The 24066-nt window shown below is 58.4% G+C and carries 22 protein-coding genes; 9 read left to right on the top strand and 13 right to left on the bottom strand.

The annotated features are described in order from the left end of the window. Window positions 1–5 precede the first annotated feature (5 nt). The 4 genes from IM294_RS02440 to IM294_RS02455 form a co-directional block, all read right to left on the bottom strand. The gene (locus IM294_RS02440) at window positions 6–2030 is read right to left on the bottom strand and encodes a protein-disulfide reductase DsbD (protein ID WP_126818089.1); all 2025 of its coding nucleotides are present in this window, start codon (window positions 2028–2030) and stop codon (window positions 6–8) included. A 48-nt stretch (window positions 2031–2078) separates the two neighbouring features. Continuing rightward, window positions 2079–2447, bottom strand: coding sequence for a hypothetical protein (locus tag IM294_RS02445; RefSeq protein WP_126818090.1), 369 nt, complete (start codon window positions 2445–2447; stop codon window positions 2079–2081). A gap of 87 nt (window positions 2448–2534) precedes the next feature. Then, complete coding sequence (locus IM294_RS02450) at window positions 2535–3095, bottom strand: RNA polymerase sigma factor (protein WP_063154475.1); 561 nt, start codon at window positions 3093–3095, stop codon at window positions 2535–2537. Window positions 3096–3100: 5 nt separating this feature from the next. After that, window positions 3101–3520 (bottom strand): hypothetical protein, encoded by a 420-nt coding sequence (locus tag IM294_RS02455; protein WP_028013212.1) that lies wholly within the window; start codon window positions 3518–3520, stop codon window positions 3101–3103. Window positions 3521–4005: 485 nt separating this feature from the next. Here IM294_RS02455 and IM294_RS02460 point away from each other — a divergent pair, with 485 nt between their 5' ends. Both IM294_RS02460 and IM294_RS02465 read left to right on the top strand, forming a co-directional pair. Further along, complete coding sequence (locus IM294_RS02460) at window positions 4006–4515, top strand: hypothetical protein (protein WP_126818091.1); 510 nt, start codon at window positions 4006–4008, stop codon at window positions 4513–4515. After that, window positions 4512–4925 (top strand): hypothetical protein, encoded by a 414-nt coding sequence (locus tag IM294_RS02465; protein ID WP_126818092.1) that lies wholly within the window; start codon window positions 4512–4514, stop codon window positions 4923–4925. Before IM294_RS02460 ends, IM294_RS02465 begins: the two co-directional genes overlap by 4 nt. Before the next feature lie 225 nt (window positions 4926–5150). Here IM294_RS02465 and IM294_RS02470 read toward each other — a convergent pair whose 3' ends face one another. From IM294_RS02470 to IM294_RS02505, 8 genes are all read right to left on the bottom strand, one after another. After that, window positions 5151–6701, bottom strand: coding sequence for a methyl-accepting chemotaxis protein (locus IM294_RS02470; RefSeq protein ID WP_126818093.1), 1551 nt, complete (start codon window positions 6699–6701; stop codon window positions 5151–5153). 89 nt (window positions 6702–6790) lie between these two features. Continuing rightward, window positions 6791–7807, bottom strand: coding sequence for a LacI family DNA-binding transcriptional regulator (locus tag IM294_RS02475; protein ID WP_126818094.1), 1017 nt, complete (start codon window positions 7805–7807; stop codon window positions 6791–6793). Between the two features lie 28 nt (window positions 7808–7835). Next, entirely contained in the window at window positions 7836–9242 is a 1407-nt protein-coding gene (locus IM294_RS02480; protein WP_126818095.1) for a sucrose-6-phosphate hydrolase, read from the bottom strand. Continuing rightward, complete coding sequence (locus IM294_RS02485; protein ID WP_028013216.1) at window positions 9242–10612, bottom strand: sucrose-specific PTS transporter subunit IIBC; 1371 nt, start codon at window positions 10610–10612, stop codon at window positions 9242–9244. Before IM294_RS02485 ends, IM294_RS02480 begins: the two co-directional genes overlap by 1 nt. 66 nt (window positions 10613–10678) lie before the next feature. Continuing rightward, a complete protein-coding gene (locus tag IM294_RS02490) occupies window positions 10679–12196 on the bottom strand; it encodes a carbohydrate porin (protein WP_126818096.1) in 1518 nt (505 codons plus the stop codon). 172 nt (window positions 12197–12368) lie between these two features. Continuing rightward, complete coding sequence (locus IM294_RS02495) at window positions 12369–13259, bottom strand: aminoimidazole riboside kinase (RefSeq protein WP_126818097.1); 891 nt, start codon at window positions 13257–13259, stop codon at window positions 12369–12371. A gap of 88 nt (window positions 13260–13347) precedes the next feature. Further along, entirely contained in the window at window positions 13348–14559 is a 1212-nt protein-coding gene (locus IM294_RS02500) for a diguanylate phosphodiesterase (protein ID WP_028013219.1), read from the bottom strand. Window positions 14560–14654: 95 nt separating this feature from the next. Further along, the gene (locus IM294_RS02505) at window positions 14655–16136 is read right to left on the bottom strand and encodes a carboxylesterase (RefSeq protein ID WP_126818098.1); all 1482 of its coding nucleotides are present in this window, start codon (window positions 16134–16136) and stop codon (window positions 14655–14657) included. A gap of 266 nt (window positions 16137–16402) precedes the next feature. On the opposite strand from IM294_RS02505, the gene IM294_RS02510 reads away from it, so the two are divergent. Genes IM294_RS02510 through IM294_RS02540 form a run of 7 tightly spaced genes read left to right on the top strand, consistent with a single transcriptional unit; the run spans window position 16403 to window position 23235 of the window. Continuing rightward, window positions 16403–17257: a MurR/RpiR family transcriptional regulator gene (locus tag IM294_RS02510; protein WP_126818099.1), complete on the top strand. Its 855-nt coding sequence runs from the start codon at window positions 16403–16405 to the stop codon at window positions 17255–17257. Between the two features lie 11 nt (window positions 17258–17268). Then, window positions 17269–17844 carry a D-alanyl-D-alanine dipeptidase gene (gene ddpX / locus IM294_RS02515; protein WP_028013222.1) on the top strand — a complete coding sequence of 192 codons (576 nt, stop codon included), beginning with the start codon at window positions 17269–17271 and terminating at the stop codon, window positions 17842–17844. 14 nt (window positions 17845–17858) lie between these two features. Then, entirely contained in the window at window positions 17859–19391 is a 1533-nt protein-coding gene (locus IM294_RS02520; RefSeq protein ID WP_126818100.1) for an ABC transporter substrate-binding protein, read from the top strand. 23 nt (window positions 19392–19414) lie between these two features. Then, window positions 19415–20437 (top strand): ABC transporter permease, encoded by a 1023-nt coding sequence (locus tag IM294_RS02525; RefSeq protein WP_041909885.1) that lies wholly within the window; start codon window positions 19415–19417, stop codon window positions 20435–20437. Further along, window positions 20434–21327: a D,D-dipeptide ABC transporter permease gene (ddpC, locus tag IM294_RS02530; protein ID WP_126818101.1), complete on the top strand. Its 894-nt coding sequence runs from the start codon at window positions 20434–20436 to the stop codon at window positions 21325–21327. Before IM294_RS02525 ends, ddpC begins: the two co-directional genes overlap by 4 nt. Beyond that, window positions 21327–22313 (top strand): ABC transporter ATP-binding protein, encoded by a 987-nt coding sequence (locus IM294_RS02535; RefSeq protein WP_126818102.1) that lies wholly within the window; start codon window positions 21327–21329, stop codon window positions 22311–22313. Before ddpC ends, IM294_RS02535 begins: the two co-directional genes overlap by 1 nt. After that, window positions 22306–23235 (top strand): ABC transporter ATP-binding protein, encoded by a 930-nt coding sequence (locus IM294_RS02540; protein ID WP_126818103.1) that lies wholly within the window; start codon window positions 22306–22308, stop codon window positions 23233–23235. Before IM294_RS02535 ends, IM294_RS02540 begins: the two co-directional genes overlap by 8 nt. Here the strand turns inward: IM294_RS02540 and IM294_RS02545 are convergent. Continuing rightward, window positions 23232–23981: an SDR family NAD(P)-dependent oxidoreductase gene (locus tag IM294_RS02545; RefSeq protein WP_047368601.1), complete on the bottom strand. Its 750-nt coding sequence runs from the start codon at window positions 23979–23981 to the stop codon at window positions 23232–23234. The two genes, IM294_RS02540 and IM294_RS02545, sit on opposite strands and share 4 nt — an antisense overlap. Window positions 23982–24066: the final 85 nt, after the last annotated feature.

Consider the following 24066-nt stretch of genomic DNA (forward strand, 5'->3'; position numbering starts at 1 on the left):
ATACATTAGCCTTTTGCGTTGTTCAGGGTGGTGACCAGGGTGCGCTTGTCCAGCAGCGGCGAGAGGATGTCCCCCTCATGCGTGCCGGGGCCATAGACCTCATTAAAGGGAATGGCGTAGCGGTTTCGCTTCGCGAGAAACTCCGCGATAAGCGCGGAGGGCTGGCTCCAGTCTCCGCGCAGGGCCACCACGTCCGGCTGACTCAGCGCGGCAATAACGTCCGGCTGACGCAGTACCCGGTGCTCGTTAACTTTGCAGGTCACGCACCAGTCCGCCGAGATATCCACAAACACCCGTTTCCCCTGCGCCAGAGCCTGCTCAATGGCCTCCTCGCTGAGCGGCTGCCACGGGATGGTCTGTGCAACGCTTTGCGTGGTGGCGTCAGACGGTGAGTTGAGCAACCCGCGCAGCTGATACCCGCCGAACACCGACAGCGCGATGACCACGACCCAGAACAACGGCGAGGAGGTTTGCCCCTTCTTCGCGAACAGCGCCAGCGCGATAACGATCAGCACCAGCATCACGACCTGGCTGACCGCCTCGCCCAGATGCAGGCTCAGCAGCGTGACCAGCCAGAGGCAGGAGGCCAGCATCATCAGGCCCAGGATCGTTTTGAGCGTGTTCATCCAGCGGCCGGGTTTTGGCAGCAGCATGGCCGTTTTCGGCACCAGGGCCACAAACAGCCACGGCAGGCTCATGCCCACGCCCAGCATCAGGAAGATAAGCCACAGGGCGTGCAGCGGCGCGCCAAGGGCAAAGGCAACCGCCGTGCCGAGGAACGGCGCGGAGCACGGCGTGGCAAGCAGCGTGACGAACATCCCTTCGCAGAAACTGCCGCCAAGCCCTGTGCCCCCTGCCGTTGCCAGCCGCCCGGCGGCGGCAGAAGGGAGCAGCATCTCAAACGCCCCAAACAGGTTCAGCGCAAACAGGAAGGTCACGGCAACCATCAGGCCGATAAACCACGGGTTCTGGAACTGAATGCCCCACCCCAGCGACGCCCCGGTCAGCTTAAGCGCGGTCACCATCGCGGCGAGCAGCGCAAAGGAGGTAAGGATCCCGGCGCTGGTGGCCAGGAAGCGCAGCCTGATGGCGCGCCTGTCCGATCCCGCCTGCAGGATGCTGTTAAGCTTCATGCCCATTACCGGCAGCACGCAGGGCATCAGGTTCAGGATCAATCCGCCAAGCAGGGCAAAAAGTATCATTTTACCCGTTCCTTCAGGCGCGGAAGGCTCTGCGGGCGTTGCCCCAACGGTCATGGTGGTTTGCTGCGCGTTACCGCCATTGGTCAGCACAAATGACAGCCTCTTGCCTTCCAGCGAGGCGGGTTTATCGCCCCATTCGTCGGTCACGGGTACCGTCACCCGAAGCGTATTGCCGTCGTGCTTAATGGCCGGCTCGCCTGGCAGAATGTCACCCTCCAGCGGGTCAAAGTAGATCCCCGGATTGTCCCACTTCCCGTCCGTCGTACCGGTAATCACCAGCTTGTCGCCAGAGAGCCAGGCGGAGAGATCCGTGGATACGCCAGACGTGCCTGGAACGGCGCGCATCGCTTGCTCGAAGGTGGCCTGGAAGCCCTCATCCACCGGCTGGGTAAAATCGAGATGCAGCGGGTAGTCCGTCAGCAGGCAGACGTTGCTGCAGGTGGAGAGCGTGAGCGTTCCATTGAGCGCGTCGCTCTTCACCCCGTCGAGAACGATCGGAATCGTGACCTTATCGTGATACCCCTGCGTGGTCATGCCGGAGATATCGAAGCGCGAAGGAACCGGCCAGGACCAGTTGTCCGTTACGCCTTCCGGCCAGCTTATTTTTGGCGCGACGCCACCCTCGCCCGGCGATCGCCAGTAGGTTTTCCAGCCGGGCTTTAGCTCAACGGTGAGCAGGCCTTTAATGTGCGTTTGTTCCCTCTCCGCCTGAAAGCGGATGCGGGCGTGATCGTTTTGTGGGGAGACCTGCCAGCCGGTGTCTGCCGCATGGGCAACGCCGATGCAGGACAGCCACAGGAAGACGAATCCCCTGAAGAGATTAACCATGTATTACTCCGTGAACAGTGAAAAATTATCGTGTGGTGACGATGATTTTCATTCACGGAAAACGCAGTTTTTAAGGTGTATCCGGGGAGGCGGTGCCTGAACCGGCTGTTCCGCGGGAGCAAAGGCCCGCCCTTGCGTCAGCAGCTGTAACAGCGCGAAGAAGATAATGATAGCCGGCAGCGCGCCGTCGAAGAACAGAGGCTGGGCACAAAGAAGCGACTGGGCGCCCAGCTGGCAGGGCGATGGCCCGGACTGCTCGGTGCTGCTTTGGGTTGGGGCATCTGCACTCAGTGAAATCTGCGGATCCAGTCCCTGTAAAAAATGGTTGAGCATCACCGCACGCTGCACGAGGCAAATCGCCATCGCGAGACAGGTAATGATCAAAAACCATTTTCCGAGGAGCTGACGGTTGCGCATAATATTCCAGAGTAACAAGACGCCCCGATCATAAACGATAGTGATGAATCTACAAATGCCGGAAGTGTAAGGTTTTGTCTGTCGCCGCTATTCACCCGTCAGCGCGTCGTAGATATCCCGCAGCCGCGTGCGCAGAAACAGCACCGCCTTGTGCTTGCGGGATAGAAGCGCATGCTCGCTGGCCCCCGTCTCCTCTGCCAGCATTTTAATGCTGTAGCCGTGCAGCTCGGTCTTTTCAAACACCTCCCGCTGCGGCGGCGACAGTTCAGACAGCGCCTGCCCCAGCTCTTCCCACAGCAGCGTTTTGAGATACTCCTCCTCCGGCGTTTGCGGTACGCCGAACAGGGTTTCGGCCAGCTCGTCCTCGGGAAAACCCTCTTCGTCTTCGCCCGTAAAATAGCCGGAGAGCGGCACCTCGCGCTTTTTACGCGCCCGGTCTGTCATCTCGTTACGCGCCGCGCGGAACAGCCAGGCGGCGACGTTTTCGACCGGCTGCTCCACTTTCATCAACTGATACGTGACTTCCTGCAAAATGTCGTCGGCATCATCGCGAACGGACGTCCGTCCGCGAATGAAGGCTTTCAGCCGGGCGCGGCAGGCGTTGAGCGCCGACATCAGCATGGATCCGCCCGCCTCCCCGGCTTTCATTTCGCTCACTCTGCTTCCGGGGTTTTGGGCGCGGCGTCATCGCGCTTATCATCACGATGGCCGTGCCAGCCGCAGTGACCGCGGCCGTGGCGACCAAAGCCTTCGCGACGCTGCTGAATAAACGCCTCGCGCTGCTCGGGCGTCATGTTCATCCAGCGCTCGTGCATCCGCCGGTGCGCGCCAAACATCCCCGGGCGGAAACCTAATCCGCCAAACAGAATGCGGCTCAGCACCAGAATCCCCAGCGCCTGCCAGAAACCAATGGCCTTCACGCCGAGGATCGCCGGAAGCAAGGCATTCCACAGGGACATCACCAGCAGGCCGAGCACGATGAAAATCACCGCGCCGATGACTAAGCCCTTGCCCATACGGTGGCGACCGAATCCGCGCCCGTGACCTCTGCCGTGCATTTCAAAATCTCTCATGGTGTTTACCTCGTTTACAGTAACTGATTATGGCTTGTGATGAGGTAGACGGATGAGGGAGGGAAATATTGCTGGGGTGAATGTATATTTCGTACTCATGACCCAAAATGATCGTAAACAATTTTCGCGCTCCAAGAAGATCAGCGCCGCTGTCCTTTATAGTAAGCATATTAGCCAAGCCCCTGCGCACCTTTTCGTCACACCATGGCAATGTTTTTTAGCGTAGCATCCTGCCATACTAACCACAGAGAGTAGACTTGAGTTTATCCTGCAAGTACTTGAATCAAAAAACATCATGTAAGTTTTAACCTGATACTGATAGGGTTACGGACCACGCGTGAGTTTTCGTTAAGTGTGTGTCCAAGATGAAAGATTGAAAAGATGCTCATTTATATGCAGTATGATAGGATATGCTTGGTTTCATGAAATAGTTCAAACGTTCTATACCTGAATAGTATTTCGTACCGCAGAATGGCGAGGGAAAGGTGAATCTTAAATCATTATTGCCTAGTTTTTCATCAGTAGCATTTGGGGCTGCCGGCTTCCTTTCTGCAATAGTTACTATGTTTTTAAACACATCAAGTTCACTTTCAATTAAATGGTTCATTTTTCTAACTTGGGTGTTTGCAACTATTACAGTAGTGTTAATAAAAATAATTATTAATTCAGAAAGAGAATTCAATAAGAAGAGACCACTTCCTTTTGAACATCCCATTGGTCTTCCTGACGAAGAAGGGATACTATTAATAAGAAGAAATGAAGCCTTCGCCAATAATATAATAATAGGGATTTATTTTGTAAATGAAGAGATGGAAAGGCCAGCCTTTGCGGCCCATGTATTTCATGTACAAGAAAAAATAATACAAATAAAAATCATCAAATCCTTTTTATCCGAGGAAAAAACGCGACTCCTACAACAAAAAGGATTTTCTAGTCTTATTGTTAGACCAAATATCCCATATGACTTATTAACAAATGCAGGAGTTGATTTATGAGCACCGAATATATTGGCGTCATCGCTTTAGTTTATGATGACCATACACAATTCGTTCTTAATAAAGGCTCAGCACATGGGGTTCAAGAGCATCATAGATTTATAATTTTTGAATTAGGAAATGAAGTAATTGATCCTGAAACTGGGGAAAGCTTAGGCACGCTGGAAATAATAAAAGGACGGGTTAGACCCCTACATATACAAGAAAAAATAACAACCTTAATTTCAGAGGAAGTTACAAAATCTCCTGTTACTGAAGAGTACATATATAGAAACAACTCAGGCAATCGATGGGCTTTTGGGCTAAACAATAACTTACCCACAAGTAAAATTGTTTCGGAAGAAGCAAAAAAAATAAAACCCTTACGAAATGTTAAAGTTGGTGATAAAGTTAAAATCAACAAGTTATAATTATATAGGGGCATAAAATGCCCCTTTCTGTATATAATCGTTAATGATTTTTTATGAATTAACCTCGATGTGTTCCGGATATCCTTACCAATTTATTTTTCAGAACAGGTAAGGATATGACTAATAAGTAGCTTTTTGTTAGTAGCTAACCTGAAGCCTTGCATAGCTTATTTTACTTACTATGCAAGCCAAAAAAAGGCCCCCTGCGGAGCCTCCCTCATAAAATCAAGCCTGCACCGGCAAACTAAAACTCGCAATACTCCGCGAAAGCTGCTGCGCCTGCTCTTCCAGCGAGGCCGCTGCCGCCGCGGACTGCTGCACCAGCGCGGCGTTCTGCTGGGTCACGCCATCCATCTCGGTTACCGCCTGCCCGACCTGGCCGATCCCGCGGCTCTGCTCCTCAGAGGCGATGGAGATCTGCTCCATCAGCGTATTCACCTTATTCACCGACGAAATAATCGAATCAATCACCTCGCCCGAGCGGCTCACCAGCTCCGCACCGTTTTTGACGCTGGAGACCGACTGCGCAATCAGGCTCTCGATGTCTTTAGCCGCCACCGCGCTTTTCTGCGCGAGAGTGCGCACTTCGCTGGCCACCACTGCAAAACCGCGGCCCTGCGTACCGGCGCGCGCCGCTTCAACCGCCGCGTTAAGTGCCAGAATGTTGGTCTGGAAGGCGATGCTGTTGATCACGCTGGTAATGTCTTCGATGCGCTTCGAGTTCGCCGCGATGGTGTTCATCGTGTCGATGACTTCGCGGGTCACCGCTTCACCGGTGTGGGCATTTTTCACCGCGTCCTGCACCAGTTTTCCGGCCTGACAGACATTATCTGTATTGTTCGCCACCGTCGCGCTCAGCTCCTCCATGCTCGCCGCCGTCTGGGTCAACGCGGAAGCCTGCTGCTCGGTACGCGAAGCCAGATCGATATTCCCGGCGGCAATCTCCTGCGCCGCGTGCGTCACGGAATGGCTCGCATCGCGCACCTGGGCGATGGTCGCCAGCAGTGCCTGACGCATCTGCTCCATCGAACCCATCAGGTGGTCGATTTCGTTGCCTGAACTACCCTTCACCGGCACCGGAACATCCAGCTTGCCAGCTGCAATCTGGCTGCAGTGCTCGCGCGCCAGGTTGACCGGGGCAAAGACAAAGCGCTTCATGAAGATGCTGACTGCAACGATCACCACCACAAACAGGCAGGCAATAACGGCAATCATCACCAGGCCGGAGACGAAATTGCTGCTCGCATCCTCGTTCAGGCTTTTGGCGTATTTCTGGTGGACCGAAAGCACCTGGTCGAGCACGATTTCGTACTGGCGGTCGAGACGGGAAACTTCCGGGATCAGCGCGTTAAATTTGGCGACATCGTGCGCCGCAGCGGCATCGATCAGCGGCGCCAGCCCCTGGTTGCGGTAGTTTTGCCAGGCGTCCTGATAGGCACTCACCAGCGGCGCTTCATCCGTCAGACGCGCCGAAGCCATAAACGCCGCAAAGGCATTGTCCGCTTTGGTCAGCGCCTCTTTCACTGCGGCAAGCTTTGCAGACTCGTCCGCCGCGTTGCCCGCTTCCACCATCTTCACGTATTCCATCACCCGCACGCGCAGCGTACGGCTGTGGTTGATGGGGTCAATAATCGACAGCACCACCTGGATCTCTTTGTTTACGTTATCCAGCGAGTTATTACTTTTAATGATGAGGCCAACGCTCGTCACAATGCTGACGATAAAGAACAAAAGCAGCGAGAACAGGACAATCAGGGACGACTTTTTCAACGACATAAACCAATACCTCAAGGAGAATTATTCCTTATGGTTATCGGCGCTTCCAAAACTTAAATTAATTAAAGTTATTGATGTATCGAACGACGCTATACCCCTGACTTATAGCGCCGCTGCAGGGTGGCATCCAGCTTGCGCTGCAATGGCTGCGGCGTCTCCCCTTCGATCAATTTGCCAATCAGATCAAAGCAGTGCCACGCCAGCTGACGGTTATCCTGGCGAATGGTATCCACCGGGATCGTCAGTGAATCGTAGAGATAGTGATCGTCAAAGCTGGCTAATCTGATATCGCTTTGCAACAGGTTATGCTGGCCCATATAGCGCAGCACCCCTTCCAGCAGCCCGCAGGCGGCGGTGAAAAGCGCTTTTGGCGGACGCCCCAGGCGGGCGCAGAGTTCGGCAAACATCTCGTATCCGGAGCTCGGGTGATAGTTGCCGTGAATGATCCACTCGGGGCGAAGCTCAACGCCGGCCTCTCGCAGACCTTGCTTAAAACCGTCCAGACGGTCGCGCGTCGGAGACAGGCGCGGCTGGCCGCCGAGGAAGTAGAATTCATCCGGATGCTGGCGCGCAATGTCCGCTACCAGCGCCGCTGTCGGGGAAATGGAGTCGGTGATCACCAGCGGCAGTGCGCTGTCGTTCATGTGCCGGTCAAAAAGCACCACGGGCAGCTGCTCGCTGAGCTTCAGGTAGTCCGCATCGTTCAGCATGCTGGAGGCCACAATCAGCCCGTCCACCTGACGCGCTACCATATTGTTCACCACCACCGTCTCCTGCCCCGGATTTTCATCGCTGCAGGAGATAAGCAGCTGAACGCCGGCCTCGCGGCACAGCGTCTCCAGCTCGTGAGAAAAGACGGCGAAACCGTAGTTGGTGATCTCAGGAACGACAAGACCAATGGTGTGGCTGCGGTTATCGCGCAGCGAGCGAGCGTGAATGCTGGGCTGATAGTGGTGCTCTTTTGCAATCGCCAGCACGCGCTCGCGCGTCTCTTCCGCCACGCGAAGCTCTTTGCTGCGCCCGTTCAGGACGAGGCTGGCGGTGGCTTTTGACACACCCGCCAGCTCCGCGATGTCTTTTATGGTGACGCGTTTTGTTTTTCTCACAACGACTTAGATCCGGCTGCCAAAACCCTCATTCTATCATGCAGGCGCGCAGCGACCAGTAGCGTAATGTGATGTCGGACGCACCTTCGAATCGCACCCGGGCCGGATGGTCAGGAAAATAGCGGCTGCTCATCACCCCTTCACCGTGATTAATGAAAATTTCAACGCTTGAGCAGTCGCACAGAACGCGTAAATGACGAACCTCACCCTGCCAGTAGCGGGTCAATGTTTCACCGGTTTTCAGGCTCGCGCGTTCAAGGCGTAAACCCTGCTCATCGACCGTGAGGCGCAGCGCGCCTGCGAAATCGCCATTCACCTGCGATGCGCCCAGCTCAAACTCCAGGCGCATCGCGTCCAGTTCCGGCGCCTCGCTGGCGCGCCCCTGCCAGCGCTGCTCATCTTCACGCAGCGCCGCCAGCTCGCGCGCCGGGGTCTGCCAGAGCCTGCCGTCACGATAGCGGAGTTCGCGCGGGCAGGTCATCTGGTGCATCCAGCCGTGCGCCCGCGTCGGCTGAAGCATCTCTTCCCCGTCCGGTACGCCCATCCAGCCGATCAGAATGCGGCGTCCATCCTCCGCCAGCGTGGTTTGCGGCGCGTAAAACTCAAAGCCCGCGTCCAGCTCGTGCAGCTCGCCGTGATCGAATGCGGCGCTGGCATAATCAAACGCCCCGCTCATCCAGGTGGCCGGATAGGTATTGAGGTAGCGATGCGGTTCGCGCGCCAGCCCCTGCGGGCAGCAGATCAGGACGTGCGTTCCGTCGAGGGCGAACAGGTCCGGGCACTCCCACATATACCCCGCTTCCGTCAGGCCGTTGACGCCGTGACCAGCGATCTCCCCGCAGGACGTCCAGGCATGCAAATCGGCTGATTTAAACAGCAGCACTTTGCCGCGCTTTTGCACATCCTGCGCACCCAGCACCATGTACCACTCCCCGTCGTGCTGCCATACCTTCGGGTCACGCACGTGGCCGGTGTAGCCTTCCGGCAGCGCCAGCACCGGCCCCAGCTTCGTAAAGGTTCCGTCCGGCTGCTCCACGGCGAGGCACTGCCAGGCGGTGCGGCTGCCGTCATCAAACTTAACGTTGCCGGTGTAGCACAGCGTGAGAACGCCGTGGTTGTCCACGGCGCTACCGGAGTAGCAGCCGTTGCGGTCATACTCTTCGTCGGGCATCAGCGCCAGCGGCTCATGCTGCCAGTGCACCAGGTCCACAGAGCTCCAGTGCCCCCAGCATTTGAAGCGATGCTCGCAGGCCAGCGGGTTCCACTGATAAAACAGATGGTAGCGTCCTGCAAACCAGATAAACCCGTTCGGGTCGTTCATCAGCCCCGTCACCGGCGCGGGGTGCCACTGCGGATAATGGCTGTCTGCCAGCGCCCGCGGCTGCCCTTTCATAACGGCCTGCAGGATCGCAGGCCAGCGGGAAAGTTGCGTCATTATTCAGAGTCCGTTTTATATTTCAGCAGCAGCGAGACGGTAAACGCCACGCCGAAGGCAATCACCATGCCGATAATATAGTTAAGGAGCGAGCTGGCCTGAACGATAGCCATGCCCGGAATAGCGGTCAGCCCGACGGCGGTCATGTAGACATGCACTGACACCACCCAGGCTCCGCCCGCCGCGCCGCCGATCAGCGCCGCGATAAACGGCTTCACGAAGCGCAGGTTGATACCAAAAATGGCCGCTTCGGTAATGCCCAGCATCGCAGAAAACGCCGACGGTAAGGTAATGGCTTTGATTTTCGCGTCTTTGGTTTTAAACCACACCGCCAGACAGGCGCCGCCCTGCGCCACGTTCGCCATGGCCCAGATCGGCAGCAGGAAGTTCACGCCAATGGACGGGTTACCCAGCAGTCCGGCTTCAATCGCGTGGAAGCTGTGGTGAATACCGGTGATCACAATCACCGAGTACAGCCCGCCGAACAGCAGCCCGGCCAGCCAGCCCGCGTGTTCAATCAGCGTGCTCAGAATAAAGGAGATGCCGTCGCCCAGCGCGCGCCCTGCCGGGCCGATAATCAGCAAGGCGATGAAGCCAGAGATAACGACGGTGAGGAACGGCGTCAAAATCAAATCCAGCGCGTCCGGGATCGCGCGGCGCAGGTTTTTCTCGACGATGCTCATAAACCAGACGGCCAGCAGCACCGGGAATACCGTGCCCTGGTAGCCAATCATCGCGATCTCAAGGCCGAAGAAGTTCATGGTGTGGAAGCCGGAGGCCACGCCCCAGGCGTTGGTCAGTGCCGGGTGGGTCAGAATACCGCCCAGCGTCGCGCCCAGATACGGGTTCCCGCCAAATTCCCGCGCCGCGGTAAAGCCGATCAGGATTGGCAGAATGATAAACGCCGCCGAGCTGCACATGTCCAGCATGATGTAGAGGGCGTTATCCGCATTGACCCAGCCATAGGTTTTCACCATGCCGAGAAGGCCCATCAGCAGGCCGGACGCCACAATGGCGGGAATGATCGGGACAAAGATATTGGAGAGCAGACGCGCAATGCGCTGGAACGGGTTCAGCTTGCGCGCCGCGATATCCGCCGCTTCAGACTTGCTGGACTCGCTAATCCCCGCCGCCTGAATAAACGCGGCGTAGACCTTATTCACCACGCCCGTGCCGAAAATGACCTGCATCTGCCCGGCGTTATGAAAACAGCCCTTCACGCCCTCGACCTTGCCAATCGCCTGCCGATCGGCAAGCGCGTCGTCGACCAGCACCAGACGAAGACGCGTAGCGCAGTGCGCAGCGCTGGCAATATTTTCCTTGCCGCCCAGCAGCGGAATAAGCTCGCGGGCGATTTGATTAACATCCATAGATACCTCTGCCTGACTTCTTTTTATGATGTGCGAAACGCCCCCGCCGGGCGGGAGCGTGATTGGTTAAAACCAGGTTTCCATCTGGACCCCAAAGTTCCATTCCCCGCCAGCGTTGAAGCCGCTGCTGCCAAAGGCATCATCGCTGGCGTAATTATCCAGTTTGCTGCTCCAGTCCATCCAGGTGGCAAACAGGCGCAGCTCCGGGCGGCTGAAGAAATCGCCGATTTTGCTCGCTTTTAACGTTGGCGCAAAGGTCAGCTTGTAGAAACTGCCGTTAACGGCGTTCCGGTCCTTATAGCCTTCCGGATGTAAGTCCATGTACTGATAGCTTCCCTCAAACGCCAGCGCGAAGTTCTGGGTCACCTCTTTAATCAGGCGGGTGTTGAGCGTCACCCACTCATAGCTGTCGCCCTTGACGTAGCGATCTTTGCTGCTCTGTGCCAGCACGGCAGGCGCGATACTCCAGCCACCGCCGACAGGCGTGACACCGTAACTTGCGAAGCGCCAGGTATCGGCATCGGACAGCAGCGCCCCGTCGGAACCGATGCTCTTAACTTCTGCGCCCAGGCCGTGACCGTACAGCAGCGCCGTTTTGGCACTCCCTTCCCGCAGGCCGTAGAAGCTCTCGTTGTGCAGCCCCACCAGGGCATGAACGCCGTTATTGGCCGCGTCGGTTTTGATGAGATCGCCGTTAGCGTCTTTACGGTCGTCGTTATCCTTCGCCCGCAGGCCGCTCACCATTATCTGCAGCGGCCCGGCGAAGTGGTTCATGCTGAGGATGTAGTTCTGAACGTTATTGTCGGTCTGCTCCACGCTGCCGAAGTTGCGGCCGTAGATCGAGAAGTTGCTGCGCAGCGAGTCGTTCCACTTCACGTCGTAGACGCCGCCGCCGGTACCGGCCAGGAACACCACGTCGGAATCCAGCCAGTGAATATCAAAGTTGTCGCGGTCGAAGCGTTTACCCGCCCAGAATGTGCTGCCCTTGAGCGCGCCGGTAAAATCAGGCAGGTTACCCAGCTCCGCAAAGGCCTGGCGAATATTGAGATCGCTGGTATCGGCTGACCAGTCGTTATAGGTTCGCTGACCGTCGGCCAGCATCGCCTTGAAGCGCGTGGTCGCCCCGTTATCCAGGGTTTGCTTGTGCTCCAGGTTCAGCTCGACGTAGGTGTCGGCTTCGTTACCCAGACGCCCTACCGCACCGCCGGTTTCCCCGGCTGGCGTAAGGTACGGGCCGCTTTTGCTGCTGGAGGCCGCGTCGTTCATCAGCAGGCCGGAACGGGCATAGCCGTGGAACTCAAATCCGCTGCTCTGATCCGCTTTTTTCTCCAGCGCGGCGGTACGCTGCGCCACCGCCTGGGTTGTGGTTTGCGTCTGCTGCTGGGCGGCGACCAGCTGCTGCGTTTTTTGTTCGGCTTCGGTGGCGCGTTTTTCGGCGACCTGCGCACGCGCTTCAGCAGCCTGAAGGCGCTGCTCCATCGCGGCAAGGCGCGCTTCGATACTTGTCATATCCGTCTGGGCAAAAACAGAGGTACTGCCGGCCAGCATGCCTATCATCACGGCAAGTCTGCGTTTTTTATACATTTTGTCGCATCCCTAAAAGTATTAATCGAACGTGCTAAATTGCTAAACCGGTTTAGGTTGCTGATACTAAACCCGGGAATTTTGGATCGGCAATCTTTTTTGCTAAACCGTTTTAGTAAGTGTGATCGAGGCGACAATTCAGGCCGCCGGACGGCGGCCAGTGAAGGAAGGATTACAGGTCGTGCTGCCAGGGCAACGCGGTCATCGCCCCCTTTGCCGTGGTGGCTAACGCGCCACAGCGCTGGGCTAAGGCGATTGCCGGAACCAGCTCCTGACCGGCGGCCAGCCCGTAGAGCAGCCCGGCGACGAAGGCATCGCCCGCGCCAGTGGTATCGACACATTGCACAGGGGTAGCCGGATAGTGTTTCACCGCGCCCTGATGCCAGGCGATAACGCCCTCTTTTCCCTGGGTGACCAGCACCAGGCGCGCCGGGCAGCGCTGCATCAGCGTGTTCAGACCTTCTCGTACATCCGCATCGCCGGTTAAAAATGCCAGTTCCTCAACGGAGAGCTTGACCACGTCGGCGCTTTGCAGGGCCTGTTCCAGGCAGCGACGCAGCGCGTTCTCATCCGGCCAGAGATCCGGGCGAATATTGGGGTCGAAGCTCACGTAGCCTCCCGCTTCCCGAATGTCGGCCATCGCCTGAAAGGTCGCCGAGCGGCTCGGCTCTGCGCTTAGCGCGATGGAACAGACGTGCAGCCACTCGCCCGCGCTGAACGTCGGCAGGTCAGCGGGTTCAAGAAACAGATCGGCGCTCGGGCGCACCATGAAGGTAAACGAGCGTTCGCCGTGGTCGTCCAGATCCACCACCACCGTAGAGGTGCGGTGCGCCGGGTCAAGGCGCATATGCTTCACGTCGACCCGCTCGTCAGCGAGCGTTTTCGCCATAAAGCGCCCGAAAGGATCGTCGCCAACCCTGCCGATAAACGCGCTTTTGCCCCCCAGCCGGGCAATGCCCACCGCGACGTTTGCCGGTGCACCGCCGGGGCACTGCAGTAATTTCCCTTCGCCATCGGGCAATAAATCCACCACCGCATCGCCAAGTACCCAGATTATTTCCATGTGTTCCTCTTAGCTAAACTATATTAAACCGTTTTAGCTATTTAAGCACAGGCAGGGAAAAGGGGAAATAACGCGGGAGGAAAATTGCCTAACGCTTCAGATGCGGCCAGCGAATATCGCCAACGCCGTTAAGCTGCGGACGGGCAAACAGGAAGCCCTGGAAGCGGCGGATCCCGGCAGATTCTAGCCAGCACCACTCCTCGATTTTCTCGATCCCTTCGGCCACCAGGGTAATTTCAAGATCGGAGCAGCAGCTGATGATGGAGCGCACAATCGCCTGCTTCGGGCCGCTGAGATGGATATCGCTGATGATTTCGCGGTCGATTTTGATTTTATCCGGCTGGAAGCGGGTCAACAACGAAAGCCCGGCATAGCCCGAGCCAAAATCATCGATCGCCAGGCCTACCCCCTCACCGCGAAGCCGCTTGATGGCGCTGTTAAACTGGTTGAACCCGGAGATCATCTCGTTTTCAGTAACTTCAATGACCACCTGCTCCGGCTGAAGGCCATGTTTTTTAATCTCATCGACCAGAAATTCCACCGCGCCAGGGACATTCACCAGCGACATGGGCAGCAGGTTTACCGCGATTTTATGGCTCCCAATGCCCAGCTTTTCCGCCAGCGCGAAGGCATACGCTTTCGTCTGGAGATCGACTTCATAGATTTTCGCCGGGTCCAGGGAGCTGAAGAAATGTTCCGGGCTGCCGCCGTCATTGCTACGGATAAGCGCCTCAAGGGAGCTGATTTTCCCTTCCGAGGGCTCGACAATTGGCTGCAGCGCAAACTGGCAGGTTTGCCCGGCAATCAGGCCCAGATGTTCGCCAAAGGGTAGCGCTTCGGTCGAGAGCGTCCATTTGTCCGAGGTGTAACGCGTCCCCGACGGGGCCGGACGTTTACCGGTTATAAAGGTCTGAATAAATTTGAACACCCGGTCATCAGATGTCAGATAGCTGTCCAGCTTGCTGTAGCGCAGCACCGACTGCAGCACCTCTTTCGGCGACTGCGTTTGCAGGTCGAACAGCAGCATACCGACGTTTTCGAAGCGTCTGCGCGGACCATAGTCCCGCAGCAGTTCAACCACCCCACTGTGACGCTTGTCCTCACGGATGGTGTGGAACAGTTTGACCACACTCTCTTCCGACCCTTCGAGGATCTGCAGAACGTCATTCCCTTTTGCCAGGAGGACGCCGGTAATATCCAGTTTTGTGTTGCGGCCTCTGGCGCGCTCCACCAGCTCCCGCAGTTCGGTGGACGGGCGGGATAAATTCAACTGGCTTCGGTAGATCAGCGTCGTCAGCACAAAAAGGGGTTCCAATGATAAAGAGAGGTGCCTTGAAGCTACTATGTAACATACTTAATCAATGCGACCTAACATATTCACGCCACAAGGGAACGTTACTTTTCCCCATCGCCAATCCTGCTGTCGATCCTCTCCTGCATATAGTCGTAAAACGGGTTCGAGGTGACCCGCATCAGCGCCTCTTTTCCGACGCTCAACACGGACGTTTCTCCCCACAGCGCAATTGTCCCCAGGCTTATCCCGTAGCGGTTTTTCACCCCAGGCTCACGGCCATAGAGATCGTCATCCGGCGGGAACGGCACGGCGATATGCGACAAGGAATAGACATCCTGCGGCCAGGTCTGCACAAGCGGCACAACCGTCTCCCGCGTGCTGCCTGCTGGCGTTGTTTTCGCCACCGTCGAGAAACTGTGTGCGTCCGCATTGGTAATAATCGTGACACCGTAACGTCTCTGCGCAACCGGCAGCAGCGCCGAGGTTGCCGTCCACGACGACGGCTTGAACAGCGGACGGAAGCTGGCCGCCTGATTGATATCAAACACCACCAGCTCGCTGCCGTTTGCCGGAAGCTGGTCAAACAGGCCGGTCACCACCGCGCGGGTGCTGACCGTAGAATCCATGACCGACTGGAATGCAAGTACCGGGGGCAAATTCACCAGCCTGTTCTCCCGCGCCTCGCGGCCAATCTGCTCCTGCAGGGCCTTCGTCAGCAGCCACGACTGGCGGGCGGCGTTCACCGGGAACGAGTTGTATTTATACGGATTATATTCCGGAGAGATATTCAGCCACGCCGCTTTGGCAAACGGCGGCAGCAGCGCCGGTAGCCCCGCAAAACCGGCAAAGCGCGCAAAGGCCGTCACGCCGATCATTGGTGAGAGCAGGATTACCTGCTGCGGTCGACGAAGCGCAGAGGAATCCAGCGCATCGAGAGCATATTTCATCGCCAGCGCCCCGCCGTTGGAGTACCCCACCAGATGCAGCGGCACGTTATCCCCCGTCAGGCGCGTGGCTTCCCGCACGGCAAGACGCGTCGCCGCGAGCCACATCTCCCAGTCAACGTCGGTCAGCGCGCCGGGCGCGGTGCCGTGTCCGGGCAGGCGCGGAACCACGGCCACAAAGCCGTGCTGCTGATAATTTTCGGCAAGGTGCCTGACGCTGTAAGGCGAGTCCGTCAGTCCGTGCAGCAATACCACCGCGCCACGAGGTTTTCCTGCTGGCATCAGCACAAACGAACGGTTGGCATCGGGCGTGAACTGTCCCGGCCAAACCAGGCTCTGGCGATAATAGCGGTTTAGCGGCGTTTGTTCCTCGCCCGCTGTTTTCGCCGTCACCGCCCTATCAAGCTCGGCGAAAATGGCGTTTTCCCGGGCAACATACCCGGCAAAGTTGGTGTTATCGAGTTCACGCACGGACATCTCGTCCGCCCGCCAGGTGTGCCAGAGGTGCAGGTCCGGCCCCTGCTGCGAGAGATAGACCCGCACCGCCAACAGGACGACCAGGACGATCCCCACGACCATCCCTGTTTTCTTTGCCAGCGCCGCCAGGCGCACGCTGATTCGCCAGGGCAAATTCGCCATGCCGGGATCCCTTTTATGTTCACTGTCCTTTTATCTTATCAAAAATGTGAACGGACTGACGTATTCATCAAATTCATCCCTGCCGCGTCAGCCGCTGCACCAAAAGTGAACTACGCTGCACAAATGTTGATCATTGGTTAACTAAATATTGCGTGAAATTAACAGCACGGCGGGTTTTTACCTCACCGTGAACATGGCACGCGTCGTGCATTGTTAACCCGGTAACACAAATCCAGCTTTTGACAGCCAGTTAACAGCGAGGCGGTATGACGACGAAACCCGAGATGTTGAGCCGTATCGAAGCGACGTTCAGCCAGCTCACTCCCAGCGAAAAGCGGGTCGGGAGCTGGCTGCTGGCGCACGCCGCGCAAATCCCGTTCGAAACAGCGGAAAGCGTCGGTCTGGCGAGCGGGACCAGCGGGATCACCGTCGGACGCTTCCTGCGCAAGCTGGGGTATCGCAACCTGGAAGATGTCAAAAAGAGCCTGCGCGATCCGTATCAGCCCTGGGGGATGAATGAGCGGCTGGACTCCTGGCAGCAGCAGCGCCCCCTGCCCAACCGCCTTCAGCATGCCCTGTCGCTGGAGGTGGACGCCATTACGCAGGTGTATCAGCTGGCGCAAACGGATTCCTTCCGTCAGGTGGTGCACAACCTGGCTCACGCCGACGCGGTGTTTGTGCTGGGGATCCAGTCCACGCGCGGGATCGCCAACGCCTTCTTCAGCCATCTCGAGTACCTTCGCCCGCGCGTGAGCTATTCCGAAGGCGCGTCCGGCAGCTGGGTGGAATCACTCAACTCCGGGTTTTCGCACCCTTACGTTGTGCTGACCGATACGCGCACCTACTCCACGATGGCCCGCCAGTACTGCCGCGTGGCGAGCGAAAAAGGGATCCCGCTGGCCTTAATCACCGACATCTGGTGCCCGTGGGCGCGGGATTACCCGATGGATTTACTGCAGGTGAAAACCGATACCGGTCATTTCTGGGATTCACTTGCCCCCGTGAGCTGTCTGTTCAACCTGCTGCTGTCGGGCGTGGTGGAAGCGCTGGGTGATGCGCTCCCGGCGCGTCTGGCGGTAAACCGACAATTACAACAAGAGTTTGGTCAATTCGAACGCTAAAGGAGCGAGCTATGCCCGATGAGAGTGAACTGATTGACGTGGCGAAGACGTTTCCCACGCTGCATATCGATCTGAAGTACGCCACCGCCGACAACATCACCGGCAGGCCGATCTATCAGGAAGCGCTGTGCCTGCTGCATACCGACGCCGCCACCGCGCTGGCAAAAGCCATCAGCATTGCCGCCCTGGCCGGGCTGAAGCTGGTGGTGTACGACGCCTACCGGCCGCAGCAGGCGCAGGCCCAGCTGTGGGACGCCTGCCCGAACCCGGAGTATGTGGTCGATGTGGCAATTGGCTCCAATCACAGCCGCGGTACGGCCATCGACGTCACCCTGATGGACGAGCATAACAGCGTGCTGGATATGGGCGCCGGTTTTGACGAAATGCATGACCGTTCGCATCCCTATCACCCTTCCGTACCCCCGCACGCGCAGCGCAACCGTCTGCTGCTGAATGCCATCATGTTCGGCGGCGGTTTTGTGGGGATTAGCAGCGAGTGGTGGCACTTCGAACTGCCGAACGCCGCCAGCTACCCGCTGCTTGATGACCGTTTTGCCTGTTTTCCCCTGACGCACACCTCTCTTTAACCTGGAGCACTGCCATGAAAACATCGCTTCTCACGACTCTGATTGCCGCCACGCTGGCGTTGAGCGCCCCGCTGGCGCTGGCCGCCGTCCCGAAAGACATGCTGGCGATCGGTAAAGCCGCCGACCCGCAAACGCTCGACCCTGCCATCACCATCGATAACAACGACTGGACCGTCACCTATCCGTCCTACCAGCGTCTGGTCAAGTACAAGCCCGGCTCAACCGAGGTGGAGGGCGATCTGTCGACGAGCTGGAAGGCGTCCGACGACCAGAAAGAGTGGACCTTTACCCTGGCGGATAACGCCAAATTCTCCGACGGCACGCCGGTCACCGCCGAAGCGGTCAAACTCTCCTTTGAGCGCCTGCTCAAGCTCGGCCAGGGGCCGTCTGAAGCCTTCCCGAAAGATCTGAAAATTGATGCCGTCAATGACCACACGGTGAAATTCACCCTCAGCCAGCCGTTCGCGCCTTTCCTCTACACGCTGGCAAACGACGGGGCGTCCATCATTAACCCGGCGGTGCTGAAGGCCAATGCCGCGGACGACGCGCGCGGTTTTCTGGCGCAAAACACCGCCGGTTCCGGGCCGTTTATGCTAAAGAGCTGGCAGAAAGGTCAGCAGCTGATCCTGGTGCCGAACCCTCACTGGCCGGGCGACAAGCCGCACTTTAAGCGCGTCTCGGTGAAAATTATCGGCGAGAGCGCTTCGCGCCGACTGCAGCTTTCCCGCGGCGATCTGGACATTGCCGACTCCCTGCCGGTCGATCAGCTGGCGGCCCTGAAGCAGGAAGGCAAAGTCGCCGTCGCGGAATACCCCTCCCTGCGCGTGACCTATCTCTATCTCAACAACAGCAAAGCGCCGCTCAATCAGGTGGATTTACGCCGGGCCATCTCCTGGGCGACGGACTATCAGGGAATGGTAAAAGGCATTCTGAGCGGCAACGGCAAGCAGATGCGCGGCCCGATCCCGGAAGGCATGTGGGGCTTTGACGCCGCGGCAATGCAGTACAGCTTCGACGAGGCCAAAGCCAAAGCGGCGCTGGAGAAGGTCAAAGACAAACCCGCCAGCCTGACCTTCCTTTACTCGGACAACGATCCGAACTGGGAGCCTATCGCCCTCTCCACTCAGGCGAGCCTCGGCAAGATCGGCATTAACGTCAAGCTGGAAAAACTGGCCAATGCCACCATGCGCGACCGCGTCGGAAAAGGCGATTACGACATTGCCATCGGCAACTGGAGCCCGGACTTTGCCGACCCGTACATGTTCATGAACTACTGGTTCGAATCGGACAAGAAAGGTCTGCCGGGCAACCGTTCGTTCTATGAGAACAAAGAGGTGGATTCGCTGCTGCAGGCCGCGCTGAAAACCACCGACCAGGCGGAACGCACCAAAGATTACCAGCAGGCGCAAAAAGTGGTGATTGACGAAGCGGCCTACGTCTATCTGTTCCAGAAGAACTACCAGCTGGCGATGAACAAAGAGGTCAAAGGCTTCACCTTTAATCCGATGCTCGAGCAGGTGTTCAACATCGCCACCATGAGTAAATAACGGTTCTCGCCGGGGGAAAGCGTATGACGTTCTGGAGCATCGTGCGCCAGCGCTGCTGGGGGTTACTCCTGGTAGTGGCCGGTGTCTGTATTATTACCTTTATTATTTCACACATGATCCCCGGCGACCCGGCGCGTCTGCTGGCGGGCGATCGCGCCAGCGACGAAATCGTGCAGAACATTCGCCAGCAGCTGGGGCTGGATCGGCCGCTCTATGTGCAGTTTGGCCGCTACGTGGACGCCCTGGCCCACGGTGATTTAGGCACCTCCATCCGTACCGGACGCCCGGTTGCGGAAGACCTGAAGGCCTTTTTCCCCGCCACGCTGGAGCTGGCCTTTTGTTCTTTGCTGCTGGCGCTGGTTATCGGCGTGCCGCTGGGGATTTTGTCGGCGGTGTACCGCAACCGCTGGCTGGATCACCTGGTGCGTTTAATGGCGATGACCGGGATTTCCACCCCTGCATTCTGGCTTGGGCTGGGCGTGATTGTCCTGTTTTACGGGCATCTTCAGATTCTGCCGGGCGGCGGCAGGCTGGACGACTGGCTCGATCCGCCGACGCACGTCACCGGGTTTTATCTGCTGGACGCCCTGCTGGAAGGCAACGGTGAAGTCTTTTTCAACGCGCTGCAGCACCTGATTTTACCCTCACTGACGCTGGCGTTTGTTCACCTGGGCATCGTGGCGCGCCAGGTGCGCTCGGCGATGCTGGAGCAGCTTAGCGAGGACTACATCCGCACCGCACGCGCCAGCGGGCTGCCCGGCTGGTACATCGTCCTGCGCTACGCCCTGCCGAATGCGATGATCCCGTCCATTACCGTGCTCGGGCTGGCGCTTGGCGACCTGCTTTACGGCGCCGTCCTGACCGAAACCGTTTTTGCCTGGCCGGGTATGGGCGCCTGGGTGGTGACGTCCATTCAGGCGCTGGACTTCCCGGCGGTGATGGGCTTTGCCGTCGTCGTTTCGCTGGCCTACGTGCTGGTTAATCTGGTGGTCGATCTGCTTTACCTGTGGATTGACCCGCGAATCGGGCGCGGAGGTGCCGAATGATGTTAACGCAGGAAACACCCGTCCCGGTGAAAACCGCCAGACAACGCAACAACTGGGCAAAGCTGTTCTGGATGCTGCGCCAAAGCCCGCTCACGATCGTCGGCGGCGTCATTATGATCGCGATGCTTTTGCTGATGGTGACCTCGCCGTGGATAGTGCCGCATGACCCGAACGCGCTGGATCTCACCGCCCGCCTGCAGGCACCCTCTGCGCAACACTGGTTTGGTACCGATGAGGTGGGACGCGACCTGTTCAGCCGCGTGCTGACGGGCAGCCAGCAGTCGATTACCGCCGGGCTGGCGGTGGTGGTGATTGCGGGCGGCATTGGCTCGCTACTGGGCTGTTTGTCCGGCGTACTGGGCGGGCGCGGCGACGCCGTCATCATGCGGGTGATGGACATTATGCTCTCCATTCCTTCTCTGGTGCTGACCATGGCGCTGGCCGCCGCGCTCGGTCCGAGCCTGTTTAATGCCATGCTAGCGATTGCGATTGTCCGCATACCGTTCTACGTGCGGCTGGCGCGCGGGCAAACCCTGGTGGTGCGTCAGTTCACCTACGTTCAGGCCGCCCGCACGTTTGGCGCGTCCCGCTGGCATTTGATCCGCTGGCATATCCTGCGCAACGCCCTGCCGCCGCTGATCGTGCAGGCGTCGCTGGATATCGGCAGCGCCATTCTGATGGCCGCCACGCTGGGGTTTATTGGCCTGGGCGCGCAGCAGCCCACCGCCGAATGGGGCGCGATGGTGGCCGTGGGCCGTAACTACGTCCTGGACCAGTGGTGGTACTGCGCCTTTCCCGGTGCGGCGATTTTGATTACCGCCGTGGGCTTTAATCTGTTTGGCGACGGTATCCGCGATCTGCTGGATCCGAAGTCAGGAGGCAAACAGTAATGACAGAACCGGTACTCAATATTGAAGACCTGCACCTGAGCTTCCCGGTTTTTCGCGGGGAGGTCCACGCCCTGAACCACGTCTCGCTGGAGATCGGCAGGGGCGAAATTGTCGGCGTGGTGGGCGAATCAGGGTCGGGCAAATCCGTTACCGCCATGCTCGCCATGCGCCTGCTGCCAGAGGGCAGCTACCGTATTCATCACGGTCAGGTGAGATTACTCGGTGAAAACGTCCTGACGGCGTCCGAGAAACAGCTTCGCCAGTGGCGCGGCGCTAAAGTGGCGATGATTTTTCAGGAGCCCATGACCGCCCTCAACCCGACGCGGCGGATTGGCAAACAGATGGTGGAGGTGATCCGCCAGCATCAGCCGCTTTCCCGGCGCGAGGCGCAGCAGAAGGCGATCGCCCTGCTGGAAGAGATGCAAATTCCGGACGCGAAGGAGGTCATGGCGCGTTATCCGTTTGAACTCTCCGGCGGCATGCGCCAGCGGGTGATGATCGCCCTTGCCTTCTCCTGCGAACCGGAGCTGATCATCGCCGACGAGCCGACCACCGCGCTGGACGTGACCGTTCAGCTCCAGGTGCTGCGGTTGCTGAAGCATAAGGCGAAGGCCAGCGGCACCTCGGTGCTGTTTATCAGCCATGATATGGCCGTAGTGTCCCAGCTCTGCGACAGAATGTACGTAATGTATGCGGGCAGCGTGATAGAGAGCGGTGCCACGCAAACGCTGATCCACCACCCTGTGCATCCCTATTCTATCGGCCTGCTGCGGTGCGCGCCGGAAAACGGCCAGCCGCGCGACCTGCTTCCCGCCATCCCCGGCACTGTGCCCAACCTCAGCCAGCTTCCGCAGGGGTGCGCTTTCCGCGATCGCTGCTTTGCCGCGGGGGCAAAATGCAGCGAAACGCCGCGCCTGCAGCCGCATGGCGCAGAGGGCCAACAGGCTGCCTGCTGGTATCCACAACGGGAGAAACACCATGTCTGATGTACTGCTGGAACTGGATAGCGTGCACGTGAACTTTGCGGCGCGCAAAAACTGGCTGGGCCGCGTGACGGAACGGGTCCATGCGCTCAACGGGCTGGATCTCCAGATCCGTCGGGGCGAAACGCTGGGCGTTGTCGGAGAGTCCGGCTGTGGGAAAAGCACGCTGGCGCAGCTGCTGATGGGGATGCTTAAACCCAGCACCGGCGCATGCCAGCGTGCCCACCACGCCGGTGGCATGCAGATGGTGTTTCAGGATCCGCTCTCCTCGCTCGACCCGCGATTGCCGGTCTGGCGCATCATTACCGAGCCGGTGTGGGTGCAAAAACGCAGCAGCGAGCGCGAGCGCCGCCAGCTGGCGGCGGATCTGGCGCTGCAGGTGGGCATTCGCCCGGAATATCTTGACCGCCTTCCACACGCCTTCTCCGGCGGGCAGCGCCAGCGCATTGCCATCGCCCGGGCACTTTCGTCCGATCCGGATATCATCGTGCTCGATGAACCCACCAGCGCGCTGGATATCTCCGTGCAGGCGCAAATCCTCAACCTGCTGGTGGCGCTACAGCAGCAGCGTAATCTGACCTACGTACTGATCTCGCATAACGTCTCGGTGGTCAGACACATGAGCGACCGCGTGGCGGTGATGTATCTCGGACAGATTGTGGAGCTGGGCAGCGCCGCGCAGGTACTTGGCGAACCGCGCCATCCCTATACCCGCCTGCTGCTTGATTCGGTTCCTCGCACCGGAGAGCCGCTGGATGAAACGCTGGCGTTACGCAAAGCGGAGCTTCCCGGCAACCGTCATCTGCCCGAAGGCTGTTTTTTCCGCGACCGCTGCCCGATGGCCGCGCAGGGGTGCGAACGTCCTCAGCCGCTACAGCCCTCTCGCGAGGGCCGTCACGTTCGCTGCTGGCGCAGCATGGGTTAAATTTGCGCCATCCCGCCGTCCACAAACAGCTCGGTGGCGTTGATAAAGCTGGCCGCGTCGGAGGCCAGAAACGCCACCGCTTTACCCACCTCGCCCGGCGCACCTAAACGTCCGAGCGGCACCTGCGCGGCCAGCGCGTCGTACAGCCCCTGGCGGTGTTCTTCCGGCACCAGATCCCCTAAACCAGGCGTTTTGATCGGGCCCGGGCTTACGACATTGACGCGGATCCCACGGCCCTGCAAATCCAGAGCCCAGGAGCGGGCAAAGTTACGCACCGCGGCCTTACTGGCGCTGTAGACGCTGAAGTTAGCCGTCCCCTTAATCGACACCGTCGAGCCGGTCAGAATGATCGACGAGCCGGTTGATAACAGCGGCAGCGCCTTCTGCACCGTGAACAGCACCCCGCGAACGTTGGTGCCAAAAATCCGGTCAAACTGTTCTTCGGTGATCGCGCCCAGCGGCAGCATATCGCCGCCACCCGCATTGGCGAACAGAATATCGAGACGGCCTTCTTCTTTTGCTATCCGGGCATAAACCGCATCCAGATCGGCAAGCTTAGAGACGTCCGCGCGAATGCCCACTGCGTCAGAAGCAATCTCTGCTACCGCGGCGTCAAGTTCGGCCTGACGACGCCCGGTGATGTACACCTTCGCGCCCTGTGCCGCCAGCTCCTGCGCCGTGGCAAGACCAATACCGGTGCTGCCGCCGGTGACCAGTGCAATTTTTCCTGAGAGAGTCGTGTTCATGTCATTTACCTTTTTGTGTTTGCGTTGGACAGACTTTATCCCTTGCGACATTTGTGAAAAATGGGCAAAAATGAAAATGACTATT

Origin of the sequence: Enterobacter cloacae complex sp. P43RS (genome assembly GCF_014930585.1) — a bacterium.
GTDB classification, from domain to species: domain Bacteria; phylum Pseudomonadota; class Gammaproteobacteria; order Enterobacterales; family Enterobacteriaceae; genus Enterobacter; species Enterobacter bugandensis.

Bases quoted from the DNA above. Each gene is read 5' to 3' on its own strand.
- IM294_RS02440 (WP_126818089.1), bottom strand. From the start codon at position 2,030: ATGGTTAATCTCTTCAGGGGATTCGTCTTCCTGTGGCTGTCCTGCATC.
- IM294_RS02450 (WP_063154475.1), bottom strand. From the start codon at position 3,095: ATGAAAGCCGGGGAGGCGGGCGGATCCATGCTGATGTCGGCGCTCAAC.
- IM294_RS02540 (WP_126818103.1), top strand. From the start codon at position 22,306: ATGTCTGATGTACTGCTGGAACTGGATAGCGTGCACGTGAACTTTGCG.
- IM294_RS02490 (WP_126818096.1), bottom strand. From the start codon at position 12,196: ATGTATAAAAAACGCAGACTTGCCGTGATGATAGGCATGCTGGCCGGC.
- IM294_RS02545 (WP_047368601.1), bottom strand. From the start codon at position 23,981: ATGAACACGACTCTCTCAGGAAAAATTGCACTGGTCACCGGCGGCAGC.
- ddpX (WP_028013222.1), top strand. From the start codon at position 17,269: ATGCCCGATGAGAGTGAACTGATTGACGTGGCGAAGACGTTTCCCACG.
- IM294_RS02520 (WP_126818100.1), top strand. From the start codon at position 17,859: ATGAAAACATCGCTTCTCACGACTCTGATTGCCGCCACGCTGGCGTTG.
- IM294_RS02510 (WP_126818099.1), top strand. From the start codon at position 16,403: ATGACGACGAAACCCGAGATGTTGAGCCGTATCGAAGCGACGTTCAGC.
- IM294_RS02470 (WP_126818093.1), bottom strand. From the start codon at position 6,701: ATGTCGTTGAAAAAGTCGTCCCTGATTGTCCTGTTCTCGCTGCTTTTG.
- IM294_RS02465 (WP_126818092.1), top strand. From the start codon at position 4,512: ATGAGCACCGAATATATTGGCGTCATCGCTTTAGTTTATGATGACCAT.
- ddpC (WP_126818101.1), top strand. From the start codon at position 20,434: ATGATGTTAACGCAGGAAACACCCGTCCCGGTGAAAACCGCCAGACAA.
- IM294_RS02455 (WP_028013212.1), bottom strand. From the start codon at position 3,520: ATGAGAGATTTTGAAATGCACGGCAGAGGTCACGGGCGCGGATTCGGT.
- IM294_RS02485 (WP_028013216.1), bottom strand. From the start codon at position 10,612: ATGGATGTTAATCAAATCGCCCGCGAGCTTATTCCGCTGCTGGGCGGC.
- IM294_RS02495 (WP_126818097.1), bottom strand. From the start codon at position 13,259: ATGGAAATAATCTGGGTACTTGGCGATGCGGTGGTGGATTTATTGCCC.
- IM294_RS02525 (WP_041909885.1), top strand. From the start codon at position 19,415: ATGACGTTCTGGAGCATCGTGCGCCAGCGCTGCTGGGGGTTACTCCTG.
- IM294_RS02480 (WP_126818095.1), bottom strand. From the start codon at position 9,242: ATGACGCAACTTTCCCGCTGGCCTGCGATCCTGCAGGCCGTTATGAAA.
- IM294_RS02445 (WP_126818090.1), bottom strand. From the start codon at position 2,447: ATGCGCAACCGTCAGCTCCTCGGAAAATGGTTTTTGATCATTACCTGT.
- IM294_RS02535 (WP_126818102.1), top strand. From the start codon at position 21,327: ATGACAGAACCGGTACTCAATATTGAAGACCTGCACCTGAGCTTCCCG.
- IM294_RS02505 (WP_126818098.1), bottom strand. From the start codon at position 16,136: ATGGCGAATTTGCCCTGGCGAATCAGCGTGCGCCTGGCGGCGCTGGCA.